Below are 22103 nucleotides of genomic sequence, written 5' to 3' on the forward strand. Positions count from 1 at the left end.
CCATTGGGGAGGTCAAGATATCTGGGCCCGCACCAGCGCATCTGTCACAAGATCGTGTGGCAGCCACATCAGGCGCGCCGTCCGTGTCCACAGAATCGCGGTGCGGATCTCGCGGCCGGGATAGATCTGCGACAGCGCCGCGGCATAGGCGCCCATCTGGCGCAGAAGACCCTCGGGGCAGGTCTCGACCCGATCGGGAACCGTGGCGTTCGATTTGAAATCAATGACTTGCACCGCGTCATCCGTCACGATCAACCGGTCGATCACCCCGTGGATCCGACGACCGTCCAGAGTGGCCGAGACGGGCACCTCGGCCAGCGCAGCCGGTGCAAAGACGGGGGCCAGGTCCGGGGCCGTCAGCACGCCCGCCGCCTCGGCCAGAAGGTCGCGGCGGTCACCGTCCTGCATATCGGGCAGAAGCCGGGCGCAGAGCTGATCCCACCGGTCGCGCGGCGCCTGGCCCAGATGTTCGAGCAGCAGGTGCAGGCGGGTGCCGCGCAGTTTGGCGGCCTCTTCCTCAAGTCCGGTCTCGCCCGGCAGGGCCTTGGCCCCGCCTAGATCGGACGGGCTGAGCGTCTCGGGATCGGGCGTCGGCTCGGGCGCGGGCCGGTGGAACAGGTCCGGCAGGGTATCCTGCACCGGTTCCGGGGTCGGGCGATGGTCCAGTGGCAGATCCTCCCAATCGCCATGCGCCAGACGGCGGATGCCGGTGCCGGGGATCTCGGTGGCCCCTGCCCGGCCCATCGCCTCTTCGACCAGCTGGTACCAGCTGGACCCGTCCTTGCCCAGATCGCCGGCAGCCGCCACGATCAGCCATTTCTCGGCCCGGGTCAGCGCAACGTACAGCAACCGCAGCCGCTCGTTCTCCTCGCGTTGGCGCGCGTCTTCGCGGGCGCGGGCGATGAGGCTGGGCGACAGGTCGGCGGGCACCTTCCACAGCGGCGTTCCGTCGGCGACCATGATCTCGGCATCGCGGGGCGGCTGCCGCTTGCCGGTGTCCGGCAGGATCACGATCGGCGCCTCCAGCCCTTTCGAGCCATGCACTGTCATCACCCGGATCATGTCGCCCACGCCGGTCATCTGGCGCTTGATCTCAAGGTCGTCGGTCTGCATCCAGACCAGGAAGCCCGTCAGGCTGGGAATGTCCGACCGCTCATAGGCCAGTGCCTGCGACAGCAACGCGTTGATGCCGTCCTCGGCCTCGGCACCCAGACGGCCCAAAAGTTTGCGGCGGCCGTCATGGCGGGTCAGCACCCGTTCGATCAGGTCATAGGGGCGCAGAAAGTCCACCTGCCCGCGCAGATCGTTCAGTACCGCCAGCGTTTCGGGAAAATCCCCGGCTCGTTGGCGCAGCGCCGCCCACAGGTACCTTTCCTGCCGGCGATGAGCCAGGTCGAACAGCATCTGCTCGGACCAGCCGAACAGCGGCGATTTCAGCACCGTGGCCAGTGACAGGTCATCCTCGGGCGTGGCGAGAAAGCTCAGCAGCGCGGCCAGATCCTTGACCGCCAGTTCCGCGCCCACCTTCAGCCTGTCGGCCCCTGCGATCGGCAAACCCTGGGCCTTGCAGGCGCGGATGATCTCGGCGAACAGGTCCGAGCGGCGCTGAACCAGGATCAGGAAATCCCCCGGCCGCACCTTGCGGCGCACGAATGTGCCGCGCGTGGGGCCGTCTTCGGGGATGGTTTCGCCGGCGTCGATCATGGCCTTGATGCGCGCGGCGATCTGGTTGGCCAGGATCACCGTGTGATGCTGCGCCGCGGGCCGATCGACCGGGTCGGTCCAGTCGCCCTCGTCCGCGTCCTCGACCTTTTCCACCACCGGCCACAGATCGACCCGGCCGGGCAGATCGGCCTTGAAGGCGCGGTGCTGGGACTCTTTCTGAAACCCCGCATCGGCGCGGTTTTCGAACAGGATATCGACCAGCGACAGGATGGCGCTGGAGGAGCGGAACGAGTATTCCAGCGTCCAATCCCACAGTTTAGAGCCTGATTCCTTTAGTTTCCGCCCAAACTCGGCCTGCATCCGGTCAAAGGCCTGCGGGTCTGCCCCCTGGAAGGAATAGATCGACTGTTTCTTGTCGCCAACCACGAAGATCGTCCGCTCGACCCCGGACCGCGCGCCCTCGCCGCTGGTGAATTCCTGCGCCAGTTTCTCGACCACATCCCATTGATCGGGGCTGGTGTCCTGCGCCTCGTCCACAAGGATGTGGTCGATGCCGCCATCCAGCCGGTACAGAACCCAAGCGGCCACCGCCGGATCGTTCAGCAACAGGCGCGCGCGCAGGATCAGGTCGTCGAAATCCAGCCAGCCGCGCAGTTGCTTGCGGCGCTCATATTCCGGCAGGAATGCCGCCGCGAAGCGGTGCAGCACCAGAGATTTGCGTGCGGCTGCCAGCGCCAGTCGCCCTTCCCTTGCAGCCTCGACCCGCCGCATCAGCGCCTCGAGCGGACCCATCTGCCCCGCCAGGACCCCCTCGCGCAGCGCCTTGGTGGGAAAGCTGTTGATCTTGGCGGTAAAGGGCTCTTTGGCGGATTTGCCGGTCAGGAACACGTCTTCCAGCACCGGCAACTGACCCAAGGCGGGTTCGGTGAAGCCCGACAGTTTCTCGGCCGCCTTGGCGTCGGTCTTGCCGCCGCCCGCCAGCGCCGGAAGGATCGAACGGATCAGCTCGACCTCGCCGCCCAGAAACACCTGCGCCAGCAGCGCGTCCTCGTCGAACCCCTCGGGCAGGCCAAAACGGGCCAGCAGGTCGGGCCATTGCAGCGCGGGCATGAACAGGGTGCGCTTCTGGGCGATCGCGGCGGTCAGCTTGTCAAAGCCGGTATCGGTGATGTGGCGGGCCACGTCCTCGATCATGCGGGCCTGCGGGCCTTCGGCGAAATCCTCGACGATTTCCTCGCGCAGCAGGGCCGCGGCACGGTCTTCCACCTCGGAAAACTGCGGGCTGACCCCGGCCTCGAGCGGGAACCGCCGTAGCAGCGAGGCGCAGAACGAGTGGATCGTCTGGATCTTCAAACCGCCCGGCGTTTCGATCGCGCGCGCGAACAGGGTGCGGGCACGGGCCAGGCGGTCGGGGTCGATCACCCCTTCGACGCCCAGTTCGGTCAGTTGCCGCAGCAACGCCGCGTCGTCCAGCATCGCCCACTCGCCCAGCCGTTTGAACAGGCGGTTCTGCATCTCGCTGGCGGCGGCCTTGGTGTAGGTCAGGCAAAGGATGTGCTGCGGCTGAACACCGTCCAGGAGCAGCCGCGCCACGCGGTCGGTCAGAACCCGCGTCTTGCCCGAGCCCGCATTGGCCGCCAGCCAGGTCGACGCATCGGGCCGCGCCGCCTGAACCTGCCGTTCGGTCGCTTCGTCGCGCGGGGTCATGTCAGATCCTCGGGCTTGGTTTCGGCGGTGCGGTCCCATTCGCCGAACCGCGCCAGGTGGTCATAGTCGCCCACGTCGCTGTCCTTGTGCATCATCCGGCGCGAGGAGAAACCCTGATCAGGCTCTAAATAGGTGGAAATCAGCTCTTTCAGCTCGGCCAGAACCCTGTCGGGCGGCTCTTTGTCCAAGGGTGCCGGGACCTCTTTGTAGGTGCCGCCCATACCGATGAACACGGCGCTGGCCACGGCCATCGGGTCAAATCCGTCGATCCCGCCCTGCTCGGCCATCGCGGCTTCGATCAGCAGCTGTTTGTCGAACTTGGCCTGCTGCGATTCCGAGGGCGGCGTGCCGGTCTTGTAGTCGATGATGGTCAGGGCGCCGCGGCTGTTGCGGTCGATCCGGTCGGCGCGGCCATTCAGGGTGAACCCAAGCGGTTCCAGCGTCAGGCACATCTTGGCCTCGAACGCGATCGGGCCGCCGTCGCTGCGGCGGCTGATCTCGGCGCGCAGAAAGTCGTCGGCGATCCGCTCGAGCCGCGCCAGCCACAGTTTCCGGGCGGTGGGCCAGGCGACATGCTCACCCAGCAGTGCCTCGGCCCGTTTCAGGAAGTTGTCGCGGGTCAGCAGAGCCCCGTCCAGCACGCTGTCCTTGACGAAATGTTCCAGGATCTCGTGGATTACGATGCCGCGCAGCAGGGCGTCGGGCGCCTGCACCAGCGGGTCCAGCGGCTTCAGGCGCAGGACGTGCTTGGCATAGATCGCATATGGGTCGCGGATCAGCCGCTTGATCTCGGTCACCGACAGACGGCGCGGGCGCGCGGCCACCGGCGGGCGCGGCGAGGGGCGTGGTGCGGCGGCGATCCGGGGCGCCTGTTCCAGCATCTCGGACCAGCGCAGCCATGTCTTGCCCCGGTCGCGCATCTTTTCCAGCGCCGCGCGGCCGCCCTGATCCGGCAGGCCCTGCAACAGGTTGGTCAACCGGTTTAGCCAGCGTGACGGCACGGTCTCGGCATCATCCGAGCGGACGGCGCGGGTCAGCCAGACCTCGGGCGCGCCGATGGCCTGCTGGAAATCATGGGCCGACAGGCCGATGCGCCGTTCCGGCAGCAGCAGGCCGGCACGGTCGCGCATCTGGCGGTTCAGCCAGGGGTCGGGCACGGGGGCCTCGGGCCAGCTGCCCTCGTTCAGCCCACCCAGGATCAGCAGGTCGGCGCCCTGGACGCGCGCTTCGAGCGTGCCCCAGATCATGATCCGCGGGTGGGGGGCGTCGCGGTCGCGGACCTCTTGCCCGGCCAGCAGCGCGCCCAGCAGATCGGCGAAATCCAGCGCCGTTATCTCGCCGCCGTGCTCGGCCTCGTCCGCAAGGCCCGAGATCACCGCCAGCGCCGCTTGGCCTGCGTTTTTGTCCCACAACTCGCCCGCGCCGCCGGTTCCGGCGCCAGCAATCGCTTCGGCCAGATCGCGCAGGCGCTGCACCCAGTCGGTCAGGGGCAGGGTGCCGCTGATCTGCTGGTCGCAGAAATTGCGGATCAGCCACCGGACCCACGTGTCGGGCACGTCTTTTTCGACGGCAAAACCTGTCAGGCTGTCGCTGTCGGGAAAGGGCGGGCCATTGCGGCGCAGGTGCAGTTCCAGATCGCGGCTGTGCAGCAGATGGGCACCGCGGTCGCCTGCGCTTTGGCACAACGGGTGTTTCAGCAGGGTCAGCAGCGCCTCGGCATCCAGACGGCGCGCGAACAGCCCGGCCACGTGACGCAGGAACCGGCCCGGCGGAGACAGTTGCAGCGGCAGGCCGGCGCTGTCGTCGGGCAGGATGTTCCAGCGGTCCAGCGCGGCGCTGACCTGGCGCGTCAGCATCCGGTCGGGGGTGATCAGGGCGGCGGTCTGGCCGGTTTCGGCCGCCTGCCGCAGGCGCAGGGCGATGGCCAGCGCCTCGGCCCGGGGTGATTGCGCCTCAACTAGGGTGATGTCGCGCGTCGCGGCATCCAGGTCGCGCAACTGCGGGCCTTCGCTCATCCAGGCATCGGTGATCGGGGCCGGACGCAATGCCAATGAAACCAGACGGTTGCGCGCGGGCGAGGGGGGCTGGTCCGGGGTCCAGGCTGCGATCTGATCCGGCCCTATCCCCAGTTCGGTCATCAGCTTGCGGAACCGATATTGCGGGTGATCCTCCGAGGTCATTGCCGAATCCAACCGTTCCCAGACGTGGGCGGGCTGGTCGAAATCGTACCCCGGCAGGATCAGCGCCCCCTGCGGCAGCTGCGCCACCGCCTGCATCAGCATCAGCGTGGTCCCGCGCGAGCCGGTGGAACCGGCCAGGATCACGGGGTGTTGCGGCGGCGCGTCCTGCCAGCGGGCGATCAGGTTCTCGACCACGCGGCGTTGGCGGGCCTGCACGTCCAGGCTGCCATCCACGGTCTTCAGGAACTGGTCGGCTATGCCGATGAAGGCCTGCGCCCGTGCCCAATGGCCCGACAGGTCGGTCACGTCCAGTTGCCGGATCGCCTCGGGCGGGACGCCCTCGCCCTGCATCTCTTCGATCAGGGCAGCGAGGCTGTCGGACAGGTCAAACAGCGACGACCGCGCGGCCAGGTCCGGTTGCTGGTCCAGCAGGCGGGACACCAACTGCGTCAGTTCCAGCCGGCGACGCAAGGGCGGCACGGCGGGCGGCACCTGATCCAGATCGACGCTTTCGCCCAGATCGGTCACCAGCGAAATGCGGGGCAACAGGCAGGGCGGGCCCTGATCGAACAGATCGCGCACGCGGCGGGCCATGCGGCGGGTGTTCAGCACCAGTTGTACGTGGGCCAGCGCCTCGGGCGGGTGGCCGTCGCAGCGCGCCCGCAGGCCGCGCACCAGCGCCTGCGGAAAATCCGCGCCGGGCGGCACCGCAAAGACCCGGGGGTTGGCGCTGGGTTCAAACATCGGCCAGCATCTCCTCGGCCAGGGCGATGCCTTCGGGGCGGCCCACATCGCACCAGCGCCCGGGGTATTGCAGACCGAACAGCCGGCTATCGCGGTGCATCCGGTCCCACAAGACATTGAGCGAGAACGCTTTTTCCGGAATGTCTGTTAGGCCGTCGGTCTTTAGGATCTGAATGCCGCCATAGACGTGACCCGGCCCGCGTGCAAGCCGGCCTTGGGGGTCGATCCTGAAATCTCCGGGGCTTGTATGTCCGATCGTCTGTTCGATCGGCACGCAGATCAACAGTGCGTCCATCCGCGTCGGGTCCCAGGCCGACTGCAGCAATTCCAAAGGGTTGGGCCCGGACCAAATCGCATCGGTGTTCATCGTGAAAACCGGCCCCGGACCCAACAGCGGCAAGGCCGCCCGCAACCCGCCGCCGGTTTCCAGGATTTCCGGCTGTTCGTGTGACAGCAGAACACCACGTGGCGCCAAATGATCGGTCAGCTGATCGGCCATGTAGTGCAGGTTCGCGACCACCCGGCGCGGCCGTACCGCGCCCGCTAGGTCCAGCGCATGGTCGATCAGCGGCCGCCCGGCCACCGGGATCAGCGGCTTGGGCCGGGTGCGGGTAAACGCGCCCATTCGGGTTCCGAAACCGGCGGCAAACAGCATGATGGCCTCGGGTGTATCGGTCATCCGGCCCTCAGCCTTGCAAGGTTTTCGGGCGTTGGGGATGGCAGCGCCTGCCGAACCAAAACCGCGACCGAGACCAGCGCCGGATGCTCGAGATCGCGCATCAGATGACCCCAGGCCGCCGGGATAAGATCCACGTAATGCGGTTTGCCATAGTCGGTGGCGAGGCGGGCAAATCCGCCCAGTATCCGCAGGTTGCGTTGGGCGCCGAGGACACTGTACGCCGTGCGGAAATCGTGGTCATCCACACCTGTTGCCGTGATGTAGCGGTTGACCATGCTCATCTCGATTGCGGCCGGGACAGTGCGGCGGACATCCTGCAGCAACGACATCAGGTCATAGGCGGGATGGCACAGCATTGCGCTTTGAAAATCCAGCAGGCCGACCCGGCGAACCCCGTCGCGCTTAGGCAGCCAGATCAGGTTCTCGGCATGGTAGTCCCTTAGGGTCACCACCCGCGTACCCGAGGTTTCCTGCAGCAATATGTCAGCGAACCGATGCTGAAAACGATCGTGGGCGTCTTCGTCATAGGCGCCTTGTATCCCTTGGGCATATTTGGTGAAGGCAAGGGCCGACAATTCCGCCATGAGGGACGGGTCATAGCTGTCCAACGAGGGCAGGGGCCCAGAGTGCAGATGGACCAGCACGTCGGTTGCGGCCTCGTACAATTCACGCTCGACCTTCGGCTGCTTCTCGATCAGGTGGGCAAACAGATCGTCGCCGAAATCCTCCAGCAGGAGGAACCCGTTCTCGGCGTCCTCGGCAAGAATCTCGGGCGCGCTCAGACCGACGGACTGCAGGTATTTTGCCACCCTGACAAAGGGTTCCACGTCTTCCCCCTTGTCCGGGGGCGCGTCCATCAAAACGGCGGTTTGCCCCGTGTCCCGGTCGGTCAGACGTTCATACCGGCGGTTCGAGGCGTCTCCGGCCAGCGGTGCGCGAGAGGCTTTGGCCCAAGGGGTCCGTGCGATCAGCGCCTCGGCTAGAACTGCGCGGTTGGTCATGCGATCCTCTTCAATTTGTCGGTCCACTTGGGGTCGGACCACGTCAGGGTCAGGTGTCGGGTTTCTTCGGCAGCAGGGTCGGCATGAAACTGCACCAACAAGGCCGAGGCCGGCTGTAGCGCACCCAGCTTGTCAGGCCATTCCACCAGGCAGATCGCCGTGTCAAAGGCCTCGGTCAGGCCCAATTCCTCGATCTCATCCACCGAAGTCAGCCGGTACAGATCGGAGTGCCAGATTTCGCCGGCTTTGCCATCGTAAACCTGAACCAGCGTGAATGTGGGCGATGGCACATCTTCGGGCACAGGCAGTGCCGATTGGATCAGATTGCGTGCAAAATGGGTTTTGCCACTGCCGATTGGGCCGTCCAGCAAAATAATGTCGCCGGGCGCCAAATGGGCGGACAGGCGGCTGGCCAGATCGGCGGTTTCTTCCGGTGATGTCAGAGTGATCGAAGCGGGCGAATTCATGGCGCCACAATGAACGGGGCCCGAACCCTCTGCAACCCGGTTCAGGCGGTGATCTGCAACATATCCGGCGTTTCTCCAAGCGCGTGTTCGATCGTGAACCGGACGATGGTTGCGCCGTTCTGGATTGGGCTGACCGTGCACAAGAGCCGGGTGCCGTCGCGCTTGTACAGATCCGAGCTCCACTCGACCCGGTTGTTGCGCATTTCCACGAAGTCCCGAATGTCACCCAGAATTGGATTGGCCTGACATTGCGACTGCCACTGGCGTGTGACGTCCAGAACCGTGACTGGTTCAAAGCCGACCTCGTCCGAGTCGCCCCACAGCAGCTGGTAGGCGTAGTTGGTGAAGGCCAGCGTCCCGTCATCGGCAAAAACGGCGACGGCGTCCGCAAGCTTGTCGAGGATTGACTGCATAAGGTCCATCTCGGATCGGAATCGGCGGGTCAGGGTGATCTCGGCCGTAATGTCCTCGAACAGGAAGGCGACGGCGCCGTCGGGATGGGGGCGACCGCTGACCGAATAGACTGAGCCCGACGGCAGTGACCAGGTTTCCTGGTAGTTTCCGTCCTCGGCCGCCTCCAGAAGATCGTTCATCTGCCGGCGCCAACTGCGGTAGTTCTTGGGTTCGGGCATCATGTGCTGATCCCGAAGGCGGTCAAAAAAGCTTGAGATATTCGGCCGACAACTGAGGAAATCGGGCGGCAAAGCAGTCAGGTCGATCAGGGCAGGGTTGAACAGTGCCAACTGGCGGTTTCGATCAAAGATTGCCAGGCCGATCGACAGCTGCGCGAAGGTTTTTGTCATCGTCTGGACGAATTTGCGCTGGGCGGTCTCGGCCTCGACAATGGCGTTTACGTCGACCGCATAATGCAGGTGACCTTCGTCCAGTTCCACACGCGTCAAATCGAACCACAACTTGCTGCTGCTGTCCTTCACCGGAATTGAAACACGGGTCTTCTTGCCGGGTCGCGCCTCTTCGGTCAGTTCGGGGAACATGGGTTGGGTCAGATCCGTGTCCTGCCCGCGCGCCTTACGGGCCAGCGCGACATAGGCGGCGTTGCACCATCTTATCTTGTTGGCATGATCCAGAAGCCACACGGGGTAGGGCGCGCGGTCCATGGCCAGGCGGATCGGATCGTTCGGATCCCTCCTTGCCGGTTCGGTGATGCCGGTCAAATCACGCAACTGCACCCGGACGATGCCGTCGATCCATTCACACCGAACCTCGCGCTCGACCGTACAATCTATGGCCGAAACCACGATATTGCCCTGCTGGCGGACGGTTTCGTAAGTCTCGGGGAAGGCCGGAAAGTCGCGCTGCAGCAGGCGCCTGAGATCATCCCAGTCATTCACTGCCTCGAACCCGGACAGGGCGATGTCGGAGTGGCTGATCAGGCGGCTTCCGTTGAACAGAAACACCGCATCCAGCAACGAAGCCGGCGCAGACAAACCGAAATTGTCACCGCGCCGCGGACGGCGCGGCATGAGCCACTGCAGGGCAAAGCCCGACGAAACCAGGCTGATCGCCGCAAGTATGATCCAGTCGGCCACAGCGCCGCCTACCCCAAAAACAAACCGGACCCGAATTTGCGCTGAAATGGTTAACGGTGTCTTAACTCAGACCTGAAACCGTTCGTTCACGCCCGACGGAACCGGGTTGTCGCCTGTCTGCGCATCGATCAGCTTGCGCGGCCATGTCACCAGCACGATTGCACCGCGTCGCTCGGCCTGGTCCGTCACCGCCTGGTAAGGGTCAGACCCATTTGCAAATTTCAACTCGGCGCCGCTGCGCTCCAAGAGCGTTTTTGCGATGAATAGGCCCAACCCCATACCCTCGTATTCGGGGCGTGTGCGCAGATCGCTTTCGGCGCGTCTGCGGCGCATGAACGGGTCACCGATACGGCCAATGATGTGTGACGGATAACCGCGCCCGTCATCCATGATGCTGACGGTGATCCGGTCCGGCGTCCATTCGGCCTCGACCCAGACTTGCGCTCGGGCAAAGTCCACGGCGTTCTGGATCAGGTTTCGCAGGCCATGAATGATCTCGGGTTTGCGCAGGATCGAGGGCTGCTGGACATCCCCGTCAGGCCCGGGGCCTTCGTCAAAATGTACCTGTTTGCCCCTGTGTATGTGGGGCTCGGCCGCCTCGTGGATCACGGTGGACAAAGGTGCCTGGCGCAGGTGCAGGTCATCTTTGCCGGCCCGACCCATGTCGCGCAGAATGTCCCGGCATCGGTCGGCCTGCTCGCGGATCAGGGCGGCGTCTTCCTTCAGGTCCGGGCGGTCGTCCAATTCTTCGATCAGTTCTGAGCTGGTCAGCTTGATGGTGGCCAGTGGCGTCCCCAACTCGTGCGCTGCGGCCGCGACAACGCCGCCCAAGTCGGTCAGCTTTTGCTCGCGCGCCAGGGCCATATGGGTGGCGGCCAGCGCCTCGGACATCGACTGCACCTCGGCGCTGATGCGGTGCGAATAAGCGCCGATGAATACGATCGCGATCACGATGGCGGCCCAGTTGCCGAACAGCAGGATGTCGGGGATGTCCAGCACAAGGCCAAGATCGGTGCGCAGCGGCAGGTGAAACTGGGCCAGAAGCGTCGCCAGCACGATTGCGGCGCCCCCGATGATCAGGGTCGACCGGGTGCTCATGACGTTGGCCGCAATCGTCACCGGACCCAGCAAAAGCAGGGCAAACGGGTTGTTCAGACCGCCTGTGAGATACAGCAGGAAAGCCAGCTGCAGCAGGTCGAACATCACCATGAGGAAGTTTTCGAATTCCGACAGGCGCTTGTTCTGCGGGAACAGCAGGATGGCAGTCAGGTTGCCCATGACCGAAACACCGATGGCAAGGTAGCACAGCCCAAGCTCCAGCTGGACGTGATAGGTCTGCTGGGCCACGGTGATGGCCGTGATCTGGCCGATGATTGCCACCCACCGCAGCAGGATCAGTGTGCGCAGCCGGATCCAGCTGCTGCGTTCCTGTCCGCGCCAGAGGCTGGTGCTGGAATCCGTCATCGGGTGATTATGTCCTGTTGCGTCCGCTGGTCAACTTGATAGGTGTCCCGGCCGAACCGATCAACAACCCCATGTGTCAGGAATTTCGCCATGACCCGCCTTTATGCCATTCTTGCAACCGTCGTGTTGGCCGTGGGCCTGGGCGCCATGTGGCTGATGACGCGCGGCGGCGGTTCGGACGACAAGTTTGCCCAGTGCCGGTCCAGCCAGATTGCAGGCGGCACCGCAACCATCGGCGGCCCGTTCGAGTTGATCAACTCCAAGGGTGAAATCGTGACCGACAAGGACGTGATCACCGAGCCCTCGCTGATCTATTTCGGTTATACCTTCTGCCCCGATGTCTGTCCTCTGGACACCACCCGCAATGCCGAGGCCGTCGACCTGCTGACGGAGCGCGGTTATTCGGTCACTCCGATCTTCATCTCGGTTGACCCGGACCGGGACACCCCCGACGTCGTGGGGGATTTTGCCTACAACCTGCATGAAAAGATGATTGGCCTCACCGGTACGCCGGAGCAGGTCAAGGCCGCGAGCCAGGCCTACAAGACCTACTACAAGGCCCACGACAAGAGCGACGAGTACTACCTCGTCGACCATTCGACATTTACCTACCTCGTCACGCCGCAGGATGGGTTCCTCGAGTTTTTCAAACGCGACGCGACGGCCGAGCAGATGGCCGACACCGTTGCCTGCTTTGTGGACCAGGCGGCAGAATAACCGCCGGTTTGACCTTTGGTGTGGCGCTGCTATTACTCATCTCAAAGCCTATCGGCATGAAATAGCAGAAAGACCACACCATGGCAGACAGTGCTCAGCTTGACATCGGCCCCGACAAATCCCTGCTTCTGGTGGATGATGACGAGCCGTTTCTGAGACGTCTCGCCAGGGCGATGGAAAAGCGCGGGTTCGAGGTGGAGACCGCCGGATCCGTCGCCGCCGGCCGCGCCATCGCTACCGCCCGCCCGCCCGCCTTTGCCGTGGTGGATCTGCGGCTCGAGGATGGCAACGGGCTGGACGTGGTCGAGGTGCTGCGGGAAAAGCGCCCCGACAGCCGGGTGGTGGTTCTGACCGGATACGGTGCGATCGCGACCGCCGTGGCGGCGGTGAAAATCGGCGCGACCGACTATCTGTCGAAACCGGCCGATGCCACCGATATCACCAACGCGCTGCTGGCCAAGGGCGACGAACTGCCCCCGCCCCCCGAAAACCCCATGAGCGCCGACCGCGTGCGGTGGGAGCATATCCAGCGGGTCTATGAGCTGTGCGACCGCAACGTCTCGGAAACCGCGCGGCGTCTGAACATGCACCGCCGGACCTTGCAGCGGATTCTGGCGAAACGCAGCCCGCGGTAGCGTTTTGCCGATCGGCACTGTTCTGGCAACAGGCTTGGAAAATCAATAATTTAAGGTTCGCCTACAACTTCCACTGAACCTTCGCCAATAAGGTCCTGAAGTTCTGTTGTAGAACGCCTGCCGGTCCGTCTGCTCGTGCGGATTGCTTCGCCAGCAATTCGAACCACCTCAGGGGACGAAGCAAATTTTGAGTGACTTGTGCTTTGAGAGTCCTGGACTTGGCTGAGATCAATAACGGTGACTCCTGACCTTGCGAGTTCGGCTGCATCGGCTGCGCCAACACGGTCGACTCCGCCAGAAATGAACTTCGAAAAACTCAAGGCTCCGTCGTCCGAGGATACGAGAACAAAGATTTTCTGATTGTCGTGGGTGATAGTTGAGAGCTGGCTTTCGAATACCGCCAAATCGATATCGGGTGCTGCCAGAATTATGTTTCGAATTTTTTTGTTGGGATTAAACTCGCCAGCAATTTCGGCTTGTGAGATGGCTTCCATCGTAAGGAACGCTCCCATCGAAAACGCGAGTATGTCAAATTGTTGAGCCTGTGATCGCGAAATGATCTCACCGGCTTTCAAAAAGTCTGATCTGGCAGCGAGGGCGCTGTTGATATCGTAGACGTACTTCAGAGTCTCTGCAGCAGACGCCCATGACATCAATACGGGGATCCCGTCATACTCGGTATCTTCGACAAACTGTGCCAATCTAAGGATGGCATCGCTCAGGGTCGTGTTGTAGCCGTGCACAAAGACCAGAACGTTTCTGTCGGAAACGCTGAGGTTCAGTAATTGATTGTCAATTTCAGAAACAAAGGCGGCTTCCGAAACATAGACTTTTGGTTCAACTATGGTGAAGTGCTTTGAGGCAATAGGTGGCAGAGAGCTGGCTCTTTCAATTTTCCCTGCTTTGTGAATTGGCGGGATGGTGACGACTACTGAAGCCAAGCCCAAACCCTCACCGCGGTCACCGGAAAAGAAGACCCCTTCTGCACCGGACGCTTGACGCGTCGTGGCAATGAAGACTGTTTGGCGCGTGGCCTCTTCTACCTCAGATGCAGGCAGTCTTGGATTATCGATCCCTACCAATTCCGGCGGGCGGCCGCATGAAGCCGCTCCCAGCAACATCATCGTGGATAAACACAGAAGCCGGAATGCGCGCGGTAGATCCGAAGTTCCAATTCTGAGGCGTTTCATACAACGACGATCACTCGGCTTGGTTGCACCTCATTAGACTGACGGTGTCGTTCTTCTGTCAACCGACGAACGCTGGAGCCGCTCTTTTTGGCTCAAGCAGTGTCTTCTCTGCGGTACGATATTGAGTAAATGAGGCCGTTCTTCGGAGTTTAGACAAACGGACTGCGTGGGCGCCGCAGAGGCAAATATGCGGCTGGGGGCAAGCAAGAATCCGTTACCATTCGAGTTTCATAGCTCCGCCAGCAGCTCCGCATGCCGCGCCGTATATGCCTGTCGCACCTCGACCGGTGGCCTGAGTGTGATCTGCAACCCCTCCATCACCGCCTTGTCCGGGCGACCGAAGAATTTCGTCGCCTCGGCCTCGGAAAACCCCGCGATCTGGGTGGCCTCCATCCACGCGCTGATTTTGTCGGCTTTCTTGATCTGACGTTTCACCGTTTTCGGCACCGCGGCGGGCAGGCCGAAGCGGATGTGGATTGCCGCCGCCAGCCGGTCGTCCAGCGCGCCGTAACCCGGGCCTACCGCGGCCTTCACCGGCGAGATCATGTCGCCGATCACATATTCCGGCGCATCGTGCAGCAGCGCCGCCAGCCGCCATTTCACCGGCGCCTTGGGGGCGATCCGGCCAAACAGTTCTTCGACCAGCAGGGAATGCTCGGCCACGGAATAGGCGAAATCACCCGCGGTTTGGCCGTTCCAGCGCGCCACGAAAGCCAGCCCATGGGCGATATCCTCGATCTCGATATCCACCGGCGTCGGGTCCAGCAGGTCCAGCCTGCGGCCTGACAGCATCCGTTGCCATGCCCTGGGTCGTGTTGCCATTCTGCCATGCCCCCTTGTGCCGAACGTGCCTGAAACACGGTTTTGTGCTATGCTTAAGCCATCCTGATCACCGGCTGCCAACAGTTTCTTGAGCAATCGTGCTTTGAACCGGCAGCCAGGGATCACGACATTAGGTCTGAGGGGGGCGCGTGCTCCTCCCAGCATGCCCCTCTCGGATCGAAACCCGAACCGAAAGGAGCTTGTCATGTTCAAGCGTTTATTGGGAATGGCCCTTGTCTTTGGAATGGCTGCGACCGCGCCGCCTGCACTGGCGCAAAACTGCGCCCTGCGCGCGGATGTAATCGCCAAGCTGCAGCAGATCTATTCCGAAGAGCTGGCCTTTGGCGGATTGCAGAACACGCGGGGCGGTCAGACGGTCATGGAGGTATGGGCCTCGCGCGAAAGCGGCACCTATACCGTGTTGATGACTCACGCCAACGGAATCAGTTGCATTGTCGCCGCTGGCACCGATTTCTTCGAAGTGACGCCCAGGGCCCCGGCCGAAGGAGCGCCCAGTTGATTTGACGCCCACGCCCCAATCGCCATCCACGTTGCCACTTTTCCCCAACGGTGTTAGGGGCTGCCCAAACCGTTGTTGATCGGAATGGAGCATCTGATGGCTGGCGACTACATCGTCAAAGACATTTCACTGGCCGGGTTCGGCCGCAAGGAACTGGATATCGCGGAAACCGAAATGCCGGGCCTGATGGCTCTGCGTGCGGAATACGGCGACAGCAAGCCGCTGAAGGGCGCGCGCATCGTCGGGTCGTTGCACATGACGATCCAGACCGCCGTTCTGATCGAGACGCTGGTCGCGCTGGGCGCGGACGTGCGCTGGGCGTCGTGCAACATCTTTTCGACCCAGGACCACGCGGCGGCGGCCATCGCCGAGGCGGGCATTCCGGTCTTTGCCATCAAGGGTCAGACTCTGGAAGAGCACTGGGACTATCTCGACAAGTCTTTCCTGTTCGAAGATGGCCCGAACATGATCCTGGATGATGGCGGCGACGCCACGCTGTACATCCTGCTGGGCGCGCGCGCCGAAGCGGGCGAGGACATCATCTCCGTCCCGTCCTCGGAAGAGGAAGAGGTCATCAAGGAGCAGATCAAGAAGCGGATGGCCGCAAGCCCGGGCTGGTTCACCAAGGTGCGCGATCAGATCAAGGGTGTGTCCGAGGAAACCACCACCGGCGTCAACCGCCTGTATCAGCTGGTCAAGGACGGCCACCTGCCATTCCCGGCGATCAACGTGAACGACAGCGTCACCAAGTCGAAATTCGACAACAAGTACGGCTGCAAGGAATCGCTGGTCGATGGCATCCGTCGCGCCACCGACACGATGATGGCCGGCAAGGTTGCCGTGGTCTGCGGTTATGGCGACGTGGGCAAAGGCTCGGCCGCGTCCCTGCGTGGCGCCGGTGCCCGTGTGAAAGTGACCGAGGTTGACCCGATCTGCGCCCTGCAGGCCGCGATGGACGGGTATGAGGTGGTTCTGCTGGAAGACGTGGTTTCGACCGCCGACATCTTCATCACCACCACCGGCAACAAGGACGTGATCCGCATCGAGCACATGCGCGAGATGAAGGACATGGCCATCGTCGGCAATATCGGCCATTTCGACAACGAAATTCAGGTGGCCAGCCTGAAAAATCACAAATGGACCAACATCAAGGACCAGGTGGACATGATCGAGATGCCTTCGGGCAACCGCATCATCCTGCTTTCCGAAGGCCGTCTGCTGAACCTCGGCAATGCCACCGGTCATCCGTCCTTCGTGATGTCGGCCTCGTTCACCAATCAGGTCCTGGCCCAGATCGAGCTGTTCACCAAAGGCGACCAGTACGAGAACAAGGTCTATATCCTGCCCAAGCATCTGGACGAGAAGGTCGCACGCCTGCATCTGGACCGGATCGGCGTCAAGCTGACCAAGCTGGACAAGGAACAGGCGGACTACATCGGCGTCACGCCCGAAGGCCCGTTCAAGCCCGAGCACTACCGGTATTGATCCGTCAGAAATTCGCGGAAAAGGCGGCCATCCGGGCCGCCTTTTTTGTTGCGATCAGCGGAGCGGCGGAACGAAATCGCCGCGCCCCTGCGGCGTCAGGTCCAGAATGTTCCACAGGGGCCAGGCTGTATCGACATGGCGTGGATGCCAGTCGCTGGGCTGAAAGAACAGCTCGGAGCTCCAGAAATGGTGGATTCCCTGCGCATCGCGTTGAAACACGTTCAGAATCGGCAACTGGTTTCCGTCCTCGGTCTCGGCCAGATAGTCTTGCTGGTACGTTGTATCCAGCGCGGAATACAGCGGCAGATCCTGCCAGCCCATGCGCTGGCTCAGCGCAGCCATGGCATCCGGGGTATTCTGCGCCACGACCGCAAAGGCGGTTTTTCGGGTCAGATGTGCGACCTGCCCGGTCAGCCCGTCCAGAAAGGCCGAGCACATGGGGCAGGGGTCCTGCGCCTTGGGGCCAAACATCAGCGAATACACGACCAGAGTGTCATGATCACCGAACAGGCTGGAAATCGGGGCAATATTGCCCTCGAGGTCCCGAAAGGCATAATCCTGCGGGATTTGGCCGCCCTTGGGCAAGGTCCGGCGCAGCGCGGCCACTTCCTCGACCCGCGCACGCAGATCGGCTTCGGCGGCCAGCAGGGCATTTCGGGCGGTTCGGTACTCGGCGCTTTCGTTCGGTAGGGCGATGGTCATGGCGGTCTCCTCGACTCAATGATTAACTAAAATGTTAAATAAAAGTGAAACAATGATCAACCCGCGGGTGCGTGTATCCCTGCCTTGGGGGGAAACCGTCGGATTTTTCCCTTTGTTGAAAAGCTGTCAGCCGTTACCGTTCAGCCAGCGCCGCAAAGGCCGGAACCCAACCCACACAGGAGAGGACAATGGGAAAACGTGACGAGTTGATCGCCAAATACGCGGATGATCTGAAGAATAAATGCGGCGTGACGCCGGACATGGACCTGCTGACCAAGGTTACCATTGGATGCGGCCCGGCCATCTATGACGCGGATGCCGCGACCGTGGCCGCCAGCCAGGAAGGTGAGCTGGAGACCGTCAAGAACAACTTTCTGATCAAGAAACTGGGCCTGTCGGATGGTCCCGAGCTGATGGCAGCGATTAACAAGGTCATGGAGACCTATGGCATGTCCGAGCGCAACAAATACCGCGCGGTGGTCTATTACATGCTGACCAAGCATTTCGGCAAAGAGTCCGTCTACGGCTGATCCCGCCGCGACATTCGGAAACGCCCGCCCGACTGGTTCGGCGGGCGTTTTGCATTTGAATCATAATCTATTGATTTCATGTTTGAAAAACCGCGGCGCCTTGGGCTACATTCAACCCGTGACCAGGACGGTCAGAACCAGAGATTTCTTTGCGTGTGGTGAGTAGGGAGCACGCGGGGTAGGGAAGGTTCTGCAGCGTGAGGGCCTTCCCTTTTTTCTCAATCCGTCTGGGCCTGGCCCAGTTCGCAGATCACCGCCCATTCGGCATCCGAGACGGGCTGCACCGACAGGCGCGAGTTCTTGACCAGCACCATATCGGCCAGCCGTGGATCGGCCTTGATCTGGTCCAGCGTGACCGGTTTGACGAAGGGGCGTACCGCCTTGATGTCCACGCAGTCCCACCGATCGTCGACGGTGGTGCTGTCGGGATGGGCCTCGGCGCAGACCTCGACGATGCCGACGATCGCCTTGTCCTTCTGCGAATGATAGAAAAAACCCCGGTCGCCCAGCTTCATCTGCCGCATGAAATTGCGGGCTTGATAGTTGCGCACCCCGTCCCATTCCTCGCCCGCGTCGCCCTTGGCGACCTGCTGGTCCCAGCTCCAGGTCGAGGGTTCGGATTTGAACAGCCAATACGCCATCAGCCGATGACCTTCTTCCACGGGATCAGTTCGACCGACTTGAACAGACCGGCCTTGGCATAGGGGTCGTTGTCGGCCCAGGCCTGTGCGGCGGACAGATTCTCGACATCCAGGATGACCAGCGACCCGATCATGGCATCGCCGTCCAGCAGCGGCCCGGCCTGTGCGACTACGCCTGTTTCTTCGATATAGGCCAGGTGCGCGGCGCGATTGTCCAGCCGGGTCTGCAGGGCGCCGTCCTTGTCGCGGGCGATCAGGGCGATAAGCATGTCATTCCTCCTTGAGTGGGCGATTGAGCAGGGATTGCAGGGCCTCGGCAACACTGTAGGCGCCACGGCTGAGCTGCGCCACCGTCTGGCAGATGGGCATGTCCAGCCCTTCGGCCGACGCGATGGCGGCCATGGCATTTGCCGTGGCCACGCCTTCGACGGTGGTCGCGGCGTCAAAGGACTCGTTGCGGCCCAGCGACAGGCCGAACCGGAAGTTGCGCGACAGCTCGGACGAGCAAGTCAGAACCAGATCGCCCAAACCCGACAGGCCCATCAGGGTCTCGGGCCGGGCACCGCGCATTGCGGCAAAGCGTTGCATCTCGGCAAAGCCGCGCGTCATCAGGGCCGCGCGGGCGCTGTCCCCCAGACCGGCGCCGATGCAGGCCCCGCAGGCGTTGGCCATCACGTTCTTCAGCGCCCCGCCCAACTCGGCCCCGGTCACGTCGGTGGTCCGGTAGAGCCGCAGGTTGGCGGTGGTCAGCGCCTGTTGCAACCGGGCGCCGAGCTTTGCGTCGCCGCAGGCCAGGGTCAGCGCCGTGGGCAACCCGCGCGCGATGTCATCGGCAAAGCTGGGCCCGGTCAGCAATGCAGTGCGGGCGCTGGGCAGCACCTGTTCGATCACGGCAACCGGACCGAGGCCGGTGGATAGCTCGATGCCCTTGCAACAGGCCACAAGGGTGCGACCCTGCAAGTCTGCCGCATGGTCCGACAGGACATCGCGCAGTTTTTGCATGGGCACCGCCAACAACACCACGTCGCTTTGACAGGCCAGGGCGATTTCAGCGGTCACCGTGATGGCGTCGGGCAGGGTGACACCCGGCAGGCGGGTGTCATTGCGGCGGGTCGACTGCATCGTCTGCGCCTGTTCGCCCGACCTGGCCCACAAGGTGACCGGACCCTTGCCCGCCAGCGAGATCGCCAGCGCGGTGCCGAAGGCGCCCGACCCAAGGACCGAGACGTTCATGCCTTGGCCCCCTTGCGCCCGCCGCCCAGAATGGCCGGGCTGGTCTGGTCCAGCGGCCAGCGGGGTCGGGCGGTCAGGTCCAGCCCGTCACGCGCGCCCAGCCGGAACCGTTCCAACCCCGCATAGGCGATCATTGCCGCATTGTCGGTGCACAGGTGCAGCGGAGGGGCGGTGAACCGTGCGCCGGCATCTGCGGAAACAGACTCTAACGCGGACCGAATGGCCGTATTGGCGGCAACGCCCCCGGCCACGGCGATCACTGGCTCGGCAGGGTTGGTTTCAAGATACAAGGCGATGGCACGGCGGGTCTTTTCGGCCAGCGTATCCACGACCGCCTGCTGGAACCCGGCGCACAGATCGGCGCGGTCCTGACGCGTCAGCCCGCCCTTTTCGGCCACGATCTGGTCGCGCATCCGCATCAAGGCGGTCTTGAGCCCGGAAAAGGACAGATCGCATCCGGGCCGGTCCAGCAGCGGCCGCGGAAAGCGAAAACGTTTGGGGTCGCCATCGCGCGCCTCAGCCTCGACCGACGGGCCGCCGGGCTGGGGCAGGCCCAGCAGGCGCGCGGTCTTGTCGAATGCCTCGCCCGGGGCGTCGTCGATGGTGCCGCCCAGCCGGGTGAACCGCTCGGGGCCGTGGGCGATCAGGTATTGGCAATGCCCGCCGGACACCAGCAGCATCAGGTAGGGAAAGGCGAACCCGTCCGTCAGGCGCGGGGTCAGCGCGTGGCCGGCCAGGTGGTTGACGCCGATCAGCGGCAGGCCGGTGGCCGCGCTGATCCCCTTGGCGCACATCACGCCGGACATGACCCCGCCGATCAGCCCCGGCCCGGCGGTCACGGCCACGGCGTCCATGTCCTGCAGGGTCAGGCCCGCCTGTTCCAACGCCTGCTGCACGCAGACGTCCAGCTTTTCGGCATGCGCGCGGGCCGCGATCTCGGGCACCACGCCGCCGAAGGCGCTGTGCAGCTCCGTCTGGCCATGCACGACCGAAGACAGAACCTGCGCCGGTTCGCCCTCGGTCTGCCGCACCACGGCCGCCGCCGTGTCATCGCAGCTACTTTCCAATCCCAGAACGGTAAGTGTTTGCACCATCGGCCTGAACCATTGCATCATGATCTGGTCGCGGGGTATCACCCCGCGCCGCAGCAAACAATCCTCAAGGCCCGAACGCCCGCCCGTGTACCTGTTGATGACCCGCCCCCGCGCCGCCTCGGAGAGGTTCGTGGCGCAGTTGCCCGAACGTGTACGGTCGCGGGTTCAGGTGATCTATTCCCCGCTGCTGGATATCCGACCGATGGAACAGGCGGTGGACACGACCGGAATCCGGGGCCTGATCTTCACCTCGGCCAATGGCGTGGCGGCCGCCGCGGCGCAGGGTGTGCGCCGGGATCTGCCCGCCTACTGCGTGGGGCCGGCCACCACGGAAACGGCCCGCCAGGCCGGGTGGGAGGCCCGGATGGCGGGCGAAACCGCCGAAGAACTGGTAGCCAAACTGCTGAAAGAGCGCCCGGACAGCCCGCTGTTGCATCTGCGCGGCGAGCACAGTCGCGGAAATATCGCCGCCCGGCTTACCGAACTGGGGCTGACCTTGCGGGAACAGCCGGTTTATTGCCAGCATTTGCTGCCTTTGACGCCCGAGGCCCAGGCGGCTGCGGCCGGATCGGCCCCGGTGATTGCGCCCTTGTTCTCGCCGCGGACCGCGCGACAATTTGCCGACCTTTGGCCCGGACCGGCGCCGCTCTTAGTCGCCGCGATGAGCGGACCGACCGCCGAGCCCCTTGAAAACTTGGCGATTGCCCGTTTGCGGATTGCCAAACGCCCGACGCCCAAGAAAATGCGGAAAGCCGTGAAAAAACTCGTTAAATACGCGATCCGGCTTGAGGGTGCGATGGGCGCGGATTAACTTGGTTGCGTCTGCGCGTCAGGTTTTATGGGAATCGACAGGGGGAAGTGACGGTGGCTGCCAAGAAAGACACAGACCAGAAACCGGCCGACGACCCCAAGGTCGATGAGGTGCCCGAAGCGGTCGACGCCAAGACTGACGCCTACACGCTTGACCCGGAAGAACGGGTTGAACAAAGCCCTTCCGAAGCCGAAGCCGAAGCCGAAGCCGAAGCCGAAGCCGAAGCCGAAGCCGAAGCCGAAGCCGAAGCCGAAGCCGAAGCCGAA

20 protein-coding genes and 1 pseudogene are annotated in these 22103 nt (G+C 63.4%); 7 read left to right on the forward strand and 14 right to left on the reverse strand.

Features of this window, described 5'->3' with window-relative positions; translation table 11 throughout:
- Nucleotides 1-12 precede the first annotated feature (12 nt).
- The 7 genes from addA to regB form a co-directional block, all read right to left on the reverse strand.
- On the reverse strand, nucleotides 13-3372 hold the full coding sequence (addA, locus tag AC2FNL_RS18930) for a double-strand break repair helicase AddA (RefSeq protein WP_496834673.1): 3360 nt from the start codon (nucleotides 3370-3372) through the stop codon (nucleotides 13-15).
- Nucleotides 3369-6296, reverse strand: coding sequence for a double-strand break repair protein AddB (gene addB, locus AC2FNL_RS18935; RefSeq protein WP_496834674.1), 2928 nt, complete (start codon nucleotides 6294-6296; stop codon nucleotides 3369-3371). The genes addA and addB overlap by 4 nt, the downstream gene beginning before the upstream one ends.
- Nucleotides 6289-6975, reverse strand: a complete 687-nt coding sequence (locus tag AC2FNL_RS18940) for a nucleotidyltransferase family protein (RefSeq protein ID WP_496834675.1) — start codon at nucleotides 6973-6975, stop codon at nucleotides 6289-6291. Before AC2FNL_RS18940 ends, addB begins: the two co-directional genes overlap by 8 nt.
- The gene (locus tag AC2FNL_RS18945; protein WP_496834676.1) at nucleotides 6972-7976 is read right to left on the reverse strand and encodes an aminoglycoside phosphotransferase family protein; all 1005 of its coding nucleotides are present in this window, start codon (nucleotides 7974-7976) and stop codon (nucleotides 6972-6974) included. Before AC2FNL_RS18945 ends, AC2FNL_RS18940 begins: the two co-directional genes overlap by 4 nt.
- The gene (gene tsaE / locus AC2FNL_RS18950) at nucleotides 7973-8443 is read right to left on the reverse strand and encodes a tRNA (adenosine(37)-N6)-threonylcarbamoyltransferase complex ATPase subunit type 1 TsaE (RefSeq protein ID WP_496834677.1); all 471 of its coding nucleotides are present in this window, start codon (nucleotides 8441-8443) and stop codon (nucleotides 7973-7975) included. The genes AC2FNL_RS18945 and tsaE overlap by 4 nt, the downstream gene beginning before the upstream one ends.
- A gap of 41 nt (nucleotides 8444-8484) precedes the next feature.
- Entirely contained in the window at nucleotides 8485-9993 is a 1509-nt protein-coding gene (locus tag AC2FNL_RS18955; RefSeq protein WP_496834678.1) for a PAS-domain containing protein, read from the reverse strand.
- A gap of 66 nt (nucleotides 9994-10059) precedes the next feature.
- On the reverse strand, nucleotides 10060-11457 hold the full coding sequence (gene regB, locus AC2FNL_RS18960) for a sensor histidine kinase RegB (RefSeq protein ID WP_496834679.1): 1398 nt from the start codon (nucleotides 11455-11457) through the stop codon (nucleotides 10060-10062).
- Between the two features lie 90 nt (nucleotides 11458-11547).
- On the opposite strand from regB, the gene AC2FNL_RS18965 reads away from it, so the two are divergent.
- Nucleotides 11548-12174: an SCO family protein gene (locus AC2FNL_RS18965; protein WP_170363938.1), complete on the forward strand. Its 627-nt coding sequence runs from the start codon at nucleotides 11548-11550 to the stop codon at nucleotides 12172-12174.
- Between the two features lie 80 nt (nucleotides 12175-12254).
- The gene (locus tag AC2FNL_RS18970) at nucleotides 12255-12809 is read left to right on the forward strand and encodes an ActR/PrrA/RegA family redox response regulator transcription factor (RefSeq protein ID WP_093963867.1); all 555 of its coding nucleotides are present in this window, start codon (nucleotides 12255-12257) and stop codon (nucleotides 12807-12809) included.
- A gap of 50 nt (nucleotides 12810-12859) precedes the next feature.
- On the opposite strand, the gene AC2FNL_RS18975 is transcribed toward AC2FNL_RS18970, so the two are convergent.
- Nucleotides 12860-13933 (reverse strand): alpha/beta hydrolase, encoded by a 1074-nt coding sequence (locus tag AC2FNL_RS18975; protein ID WP_217897899.1) that lies wholly within the window; start codon nucleotides 13931-13933, stop codon nucleotides 12860-12862.
- Between the two features lie 294 nt (nucleotides 13934-14227).
- Nucleotides 14228-14821 (reverse strand): HD domain-containing protein, encoded by a 594-nt coding sequence (locus AC2FNL_RS18980; RefSeq protein ID WP_496834680.1) that lies wholly within the window; start codon nucleotides 14819-14821, stop codon nucleotides 14228-14230.
- Between the two features lie 205 nt (nucleotides 14822-15026).
- On the opposite strand from AC2FNL_RS18980, the gene AC2FNL_RS18985 reads away from it, so the two are divergent.
- Entirely contained in the window at nucleotides 15027-15341 is a 315-nt protein-coding gene (locus AC2FNL_RS18985) for a hypothetical protein (RefSeq protein ID WP_093963865.1), read from the forward strand.
- A 96-nt stretch (nucleotides 15342-15437) separates the two neighbouring features.
- On the forward strand, nucleotides 15438-16826 hold the full coding sequence (gene ahcY, locus AC2FNL_RS18990) for an adenosylhomocysteinase (RefSeq protein WP_496834681.1): 1389 nt from the start codon (nucleotides 15438-15440) through the stop codon (nucleotides 16824-16826).
- A gap of 54 nt (nucleotides 16827-16880) precedes the next feature.
- Here ahcY and AC2FNL_RS18995 read toward each other — a convergent pair whose 3' ends face one another.
- Nucleotides 16881-17528 carry a DUF899 family protein gene (locus AC2FNL_RS18995; protein ID WP_496834682.1) on the reverse strand — a complete coding sequence of 216 codons (648 nt, stop codon included), beginning with the start codon at nucleotides 17526-17528 and terminating at the stop codon, nucleotides 16881-16883.
- Nucleotides 17529-17716: 188 nt separating this feature from the next.
- Here AC2FNL_RS18995 and AC2FNL_RS19000 point away from each other — a divergent pair, with 188 nt between their 5' ends.
- Nucleotides 17717-18058: a DUF2853 family protein gene (locus AC2FNL_RS19000; RefSeq protein WP_093963863.1), complete on the forward strand. Its 342-nt coding sequence runs from the start codon at nucleotides 17717-17719 to the stop codon at nucleotides 18056-18058.
- Nucleotides 18059-18276: 218 nt separating this feature from the next.
- Here AC2FNL_RS19000 and AC2FNL_RS19005 read toward each other — a convergent pair whose 3' ends face one another.
- Genes AC2FNL_RS19005 through tsaD form a run of 4 tightly spaced genes read right to left on the reverse strand, consistent with a single transcriptional unit; the run spans nucleotide 18277 to nucleotide 21026 of the window.
- Nucleotides 18277-18699 carry an EVE domain-containing protein gene (locus AC2FNL_RS19005; protein ID WP_093963862.1) on the reverse strand — a complete coding sequence of 141 codons (423 nt, stop codon included), beginning with the start codon at nucleotides 18697-18699 and terminating at the stop codon, nucleotides 18277-18279.
- Complete coding sequence (locus AC2FNL_RS19010; RefSeq protein WP_093963861.1) at nucleotides 18699-18968, reverse strand: YciI family protein; 270 nt, start codon at nucleotides 18966-18968, stop codon at nucleotides 18699-18701. The genes AC2FNL_RS19005 and AC2FNL_RS19010 overlap by 1 nt, the downstream gene beginning before the upstream one ends.
- 1 nt (nucleotide 18969) lies before the next feature.
- Nucleotides 18970-19932, reverse strand: a complete 963-nt coding sequence (locus AC2FNL_RS19015) for an NAD(P)H-dependent glycerol-3-phosphate dehydrogenase (protein ID WP_496834683.1) — start codon at nucleotides 19930-19932, stop codon at nucleotides 18970-18972.
- On the reverse strand, nucleotides 19929-21026 hold the full coding sequence (gene tsaD / locus AC2FNL_RS19020) for a tRNA (adenosine(37)-N6)-threonylcarbamoyltransferase complex transferase subunit TsaD (RefSeq protein ID WP_496834696.1): 1098 nt from the start codon (nucleotides 21024-21026) through the stop codon (nucleotides 19929-19931). Before tsaD ends, AC2FNL_RS19015 begins: the two co-directional genes overlap by 4 nt.
- Nucleotides 21027-21045: 19 nt before the next feature.
- Between tsaD and AC2FNL_RS19025 the strand changes: the two genes are divergently transcribed.
- Both AC2FNL_RS19025 and AC2FNL_RS19030 read left to right on the forward strand, forming a co-directional pair.
- Entirely contained in the window at nucleotides 21046-21837 is a 792-nt protein-coding gene (locus tag AC2FNL_RS19025) for a uroporphyrinogen-III synthase (protein ID WP_496834684.1), read from the forward strand.
- 53 nt (nucleotides 21838-21890) lie between these two features.
- Nucleotides 21891-22103, forward strand: a pseudogene (locus AC2FNL_RS19030) (hypothetical protein); the annotation flags it as partial.

The sequence above is a fragment of the Ruegeria sp. CRTD044 genome (assembly GCF_059613485.1).

What these genes read in the sequence shown, in the direction of transcription:
- addA (WP_496834673.1), bottom strand. Translation starts at nt 3,372, where the DNA reads ATGACCCCGCGCGACGAAGCGACCGAACGGCAGGTTCAGGCGGCGCGG.
- addB (WP_496834674.1), bottom strand. Translation starts at nt 6,296, where the DNA reads ATGTTTGAACCCAGCGCCAACCCCCGGGTCTTTGCGGTGCCGCCCGGC.
- AC2FNL_RS18940 (WP_496834675.1), bottom strand. Translation starts at nt 6,975, where the DNA reads ATGACCGATACACCCGAGGCCATCATGCTGTTTGCCGCCGGTTTCGGA.
- AC2FNL_RS18945 (WP_496834676.1), bottom strand. Translation starts at nt 7,976, where the DNA reads ATGACCAACCGCGCAGTTCTAGCCGAGGCGCTGATCGCACGGACCCCT.
- tsaE (WP_496834677.1), bottom strand. Translation starts at nt 8,443, where the DNA reads ATGAATTCGCCCGCTTCGATCACTCTGACATCACCGGAAGAAACCGCC.
- regB (WP_496834679.1), bottom strand. Translation starts at nt 11,457, where the DNA reads ATGACGGATTCCAGCACCAGCCTCTGGCGCGGACAGGAACGCAGCAGC.
- AC2FNL_RS18965 (WP_170363938.1), top strand. Translation starts at nt 11,548, where the DNA reads ATGACCCGCCTTTATGCCATTCTTGCAACCGTCGTGTTGGCCGTGGGC.
- AC2FNL_RS18970 (WP_093963867.1), top strand. Translation starts at nt 12,255, where the DNA reads ATGGCAGACAGTGCTCAGCTTGACATCGGCCCCGACAAATCCCTGCTT.
- AC2FNL_RS18975 (WP_217897899.1), bottom strand. Translation starts at nt 13,933, where the DNA reads ATGATGTTGCTGGGAGCGGCTTCATGCGGCCGCCCGCCGGAATTGGTA.
- AC2FNL_RS18980 (WP_496834680.1), bottom strand. Translation starts at nt 14,821, where the DNA reads ATGGCAACACGACCCAGGGCATGGCAACGGATGCTGTCAGGCCGCAGG.
- AC2FNL_RS18985 (WP_093963865.1), top strand. Translation starts at nt 15,027, where the DNA reads ATGTTCAAGCGTTTATTGGGAATGGCCCTTGTCTTTGGAATGGCTGCG.
- ahcY (WP_496834681.1), top strand. Translation starts at nt 15,438, where the DNA reads ATGGCTGGCGACTACATCGTCAAAGACATTTCACTGGCCGGGTTCGGC.
- AC2FNL_RS18995 (WP_496834682.1), bottom strand. Translation starts at nt 17,528, where the DNA reads ATGACCATCGCCCTACCGAACGAAAGCGCCGAGTACCGAACCGCCCGA.
- AC2FNL_RS19000 (WP_093963863.1), top strand. Translation starts at nt 17,717, where the DNA reads ATGGGAAAACGTGACGAGTTGATCGCCAAATACGCGGATGATCTGAAG.
- AC2FNL_RS19005 (WP_093963862.1), bottom strand. Translation starts at nt 18,699, where the DNA reads ATGGCGTATTGGCTGTTCAAATCCGAACCCTCGACCTGGAGCTGGGAC.
- AC2FNL_RS19010 (WP_093963861.1), bottom strand. Translation starts at nt 18,968, where the DNA reads ATGCTTATCGCCCTGATCGCCCGCGACAAGGACGGCGCCCTGCAGACC.
- AC2FNL_RS19015 (WP_496834683.1), bottom strand. Translation starts at nt 19,932, where the DNA reads ATGAACGTCTCGGTCCTTGGGTCGGGCGCCTTCGGCACCGCGCTGGCG.
- tsaD (WP_496834696.1), bottom strand. Translation starts at nt 21,026, where the DNA reads ATGGTGCAAACACTTACCGTTCTGGGATTGGAAAGTAGCTGCGATGAC.
- AC2FNL_RS19025 (WP_496834684.1), top strand. Translation starts at nt 21,046, where the DNA reads ATGATCTGGTCGCGGGGTATCACCCCGCGCCGCAGCAAACAATCCTCA.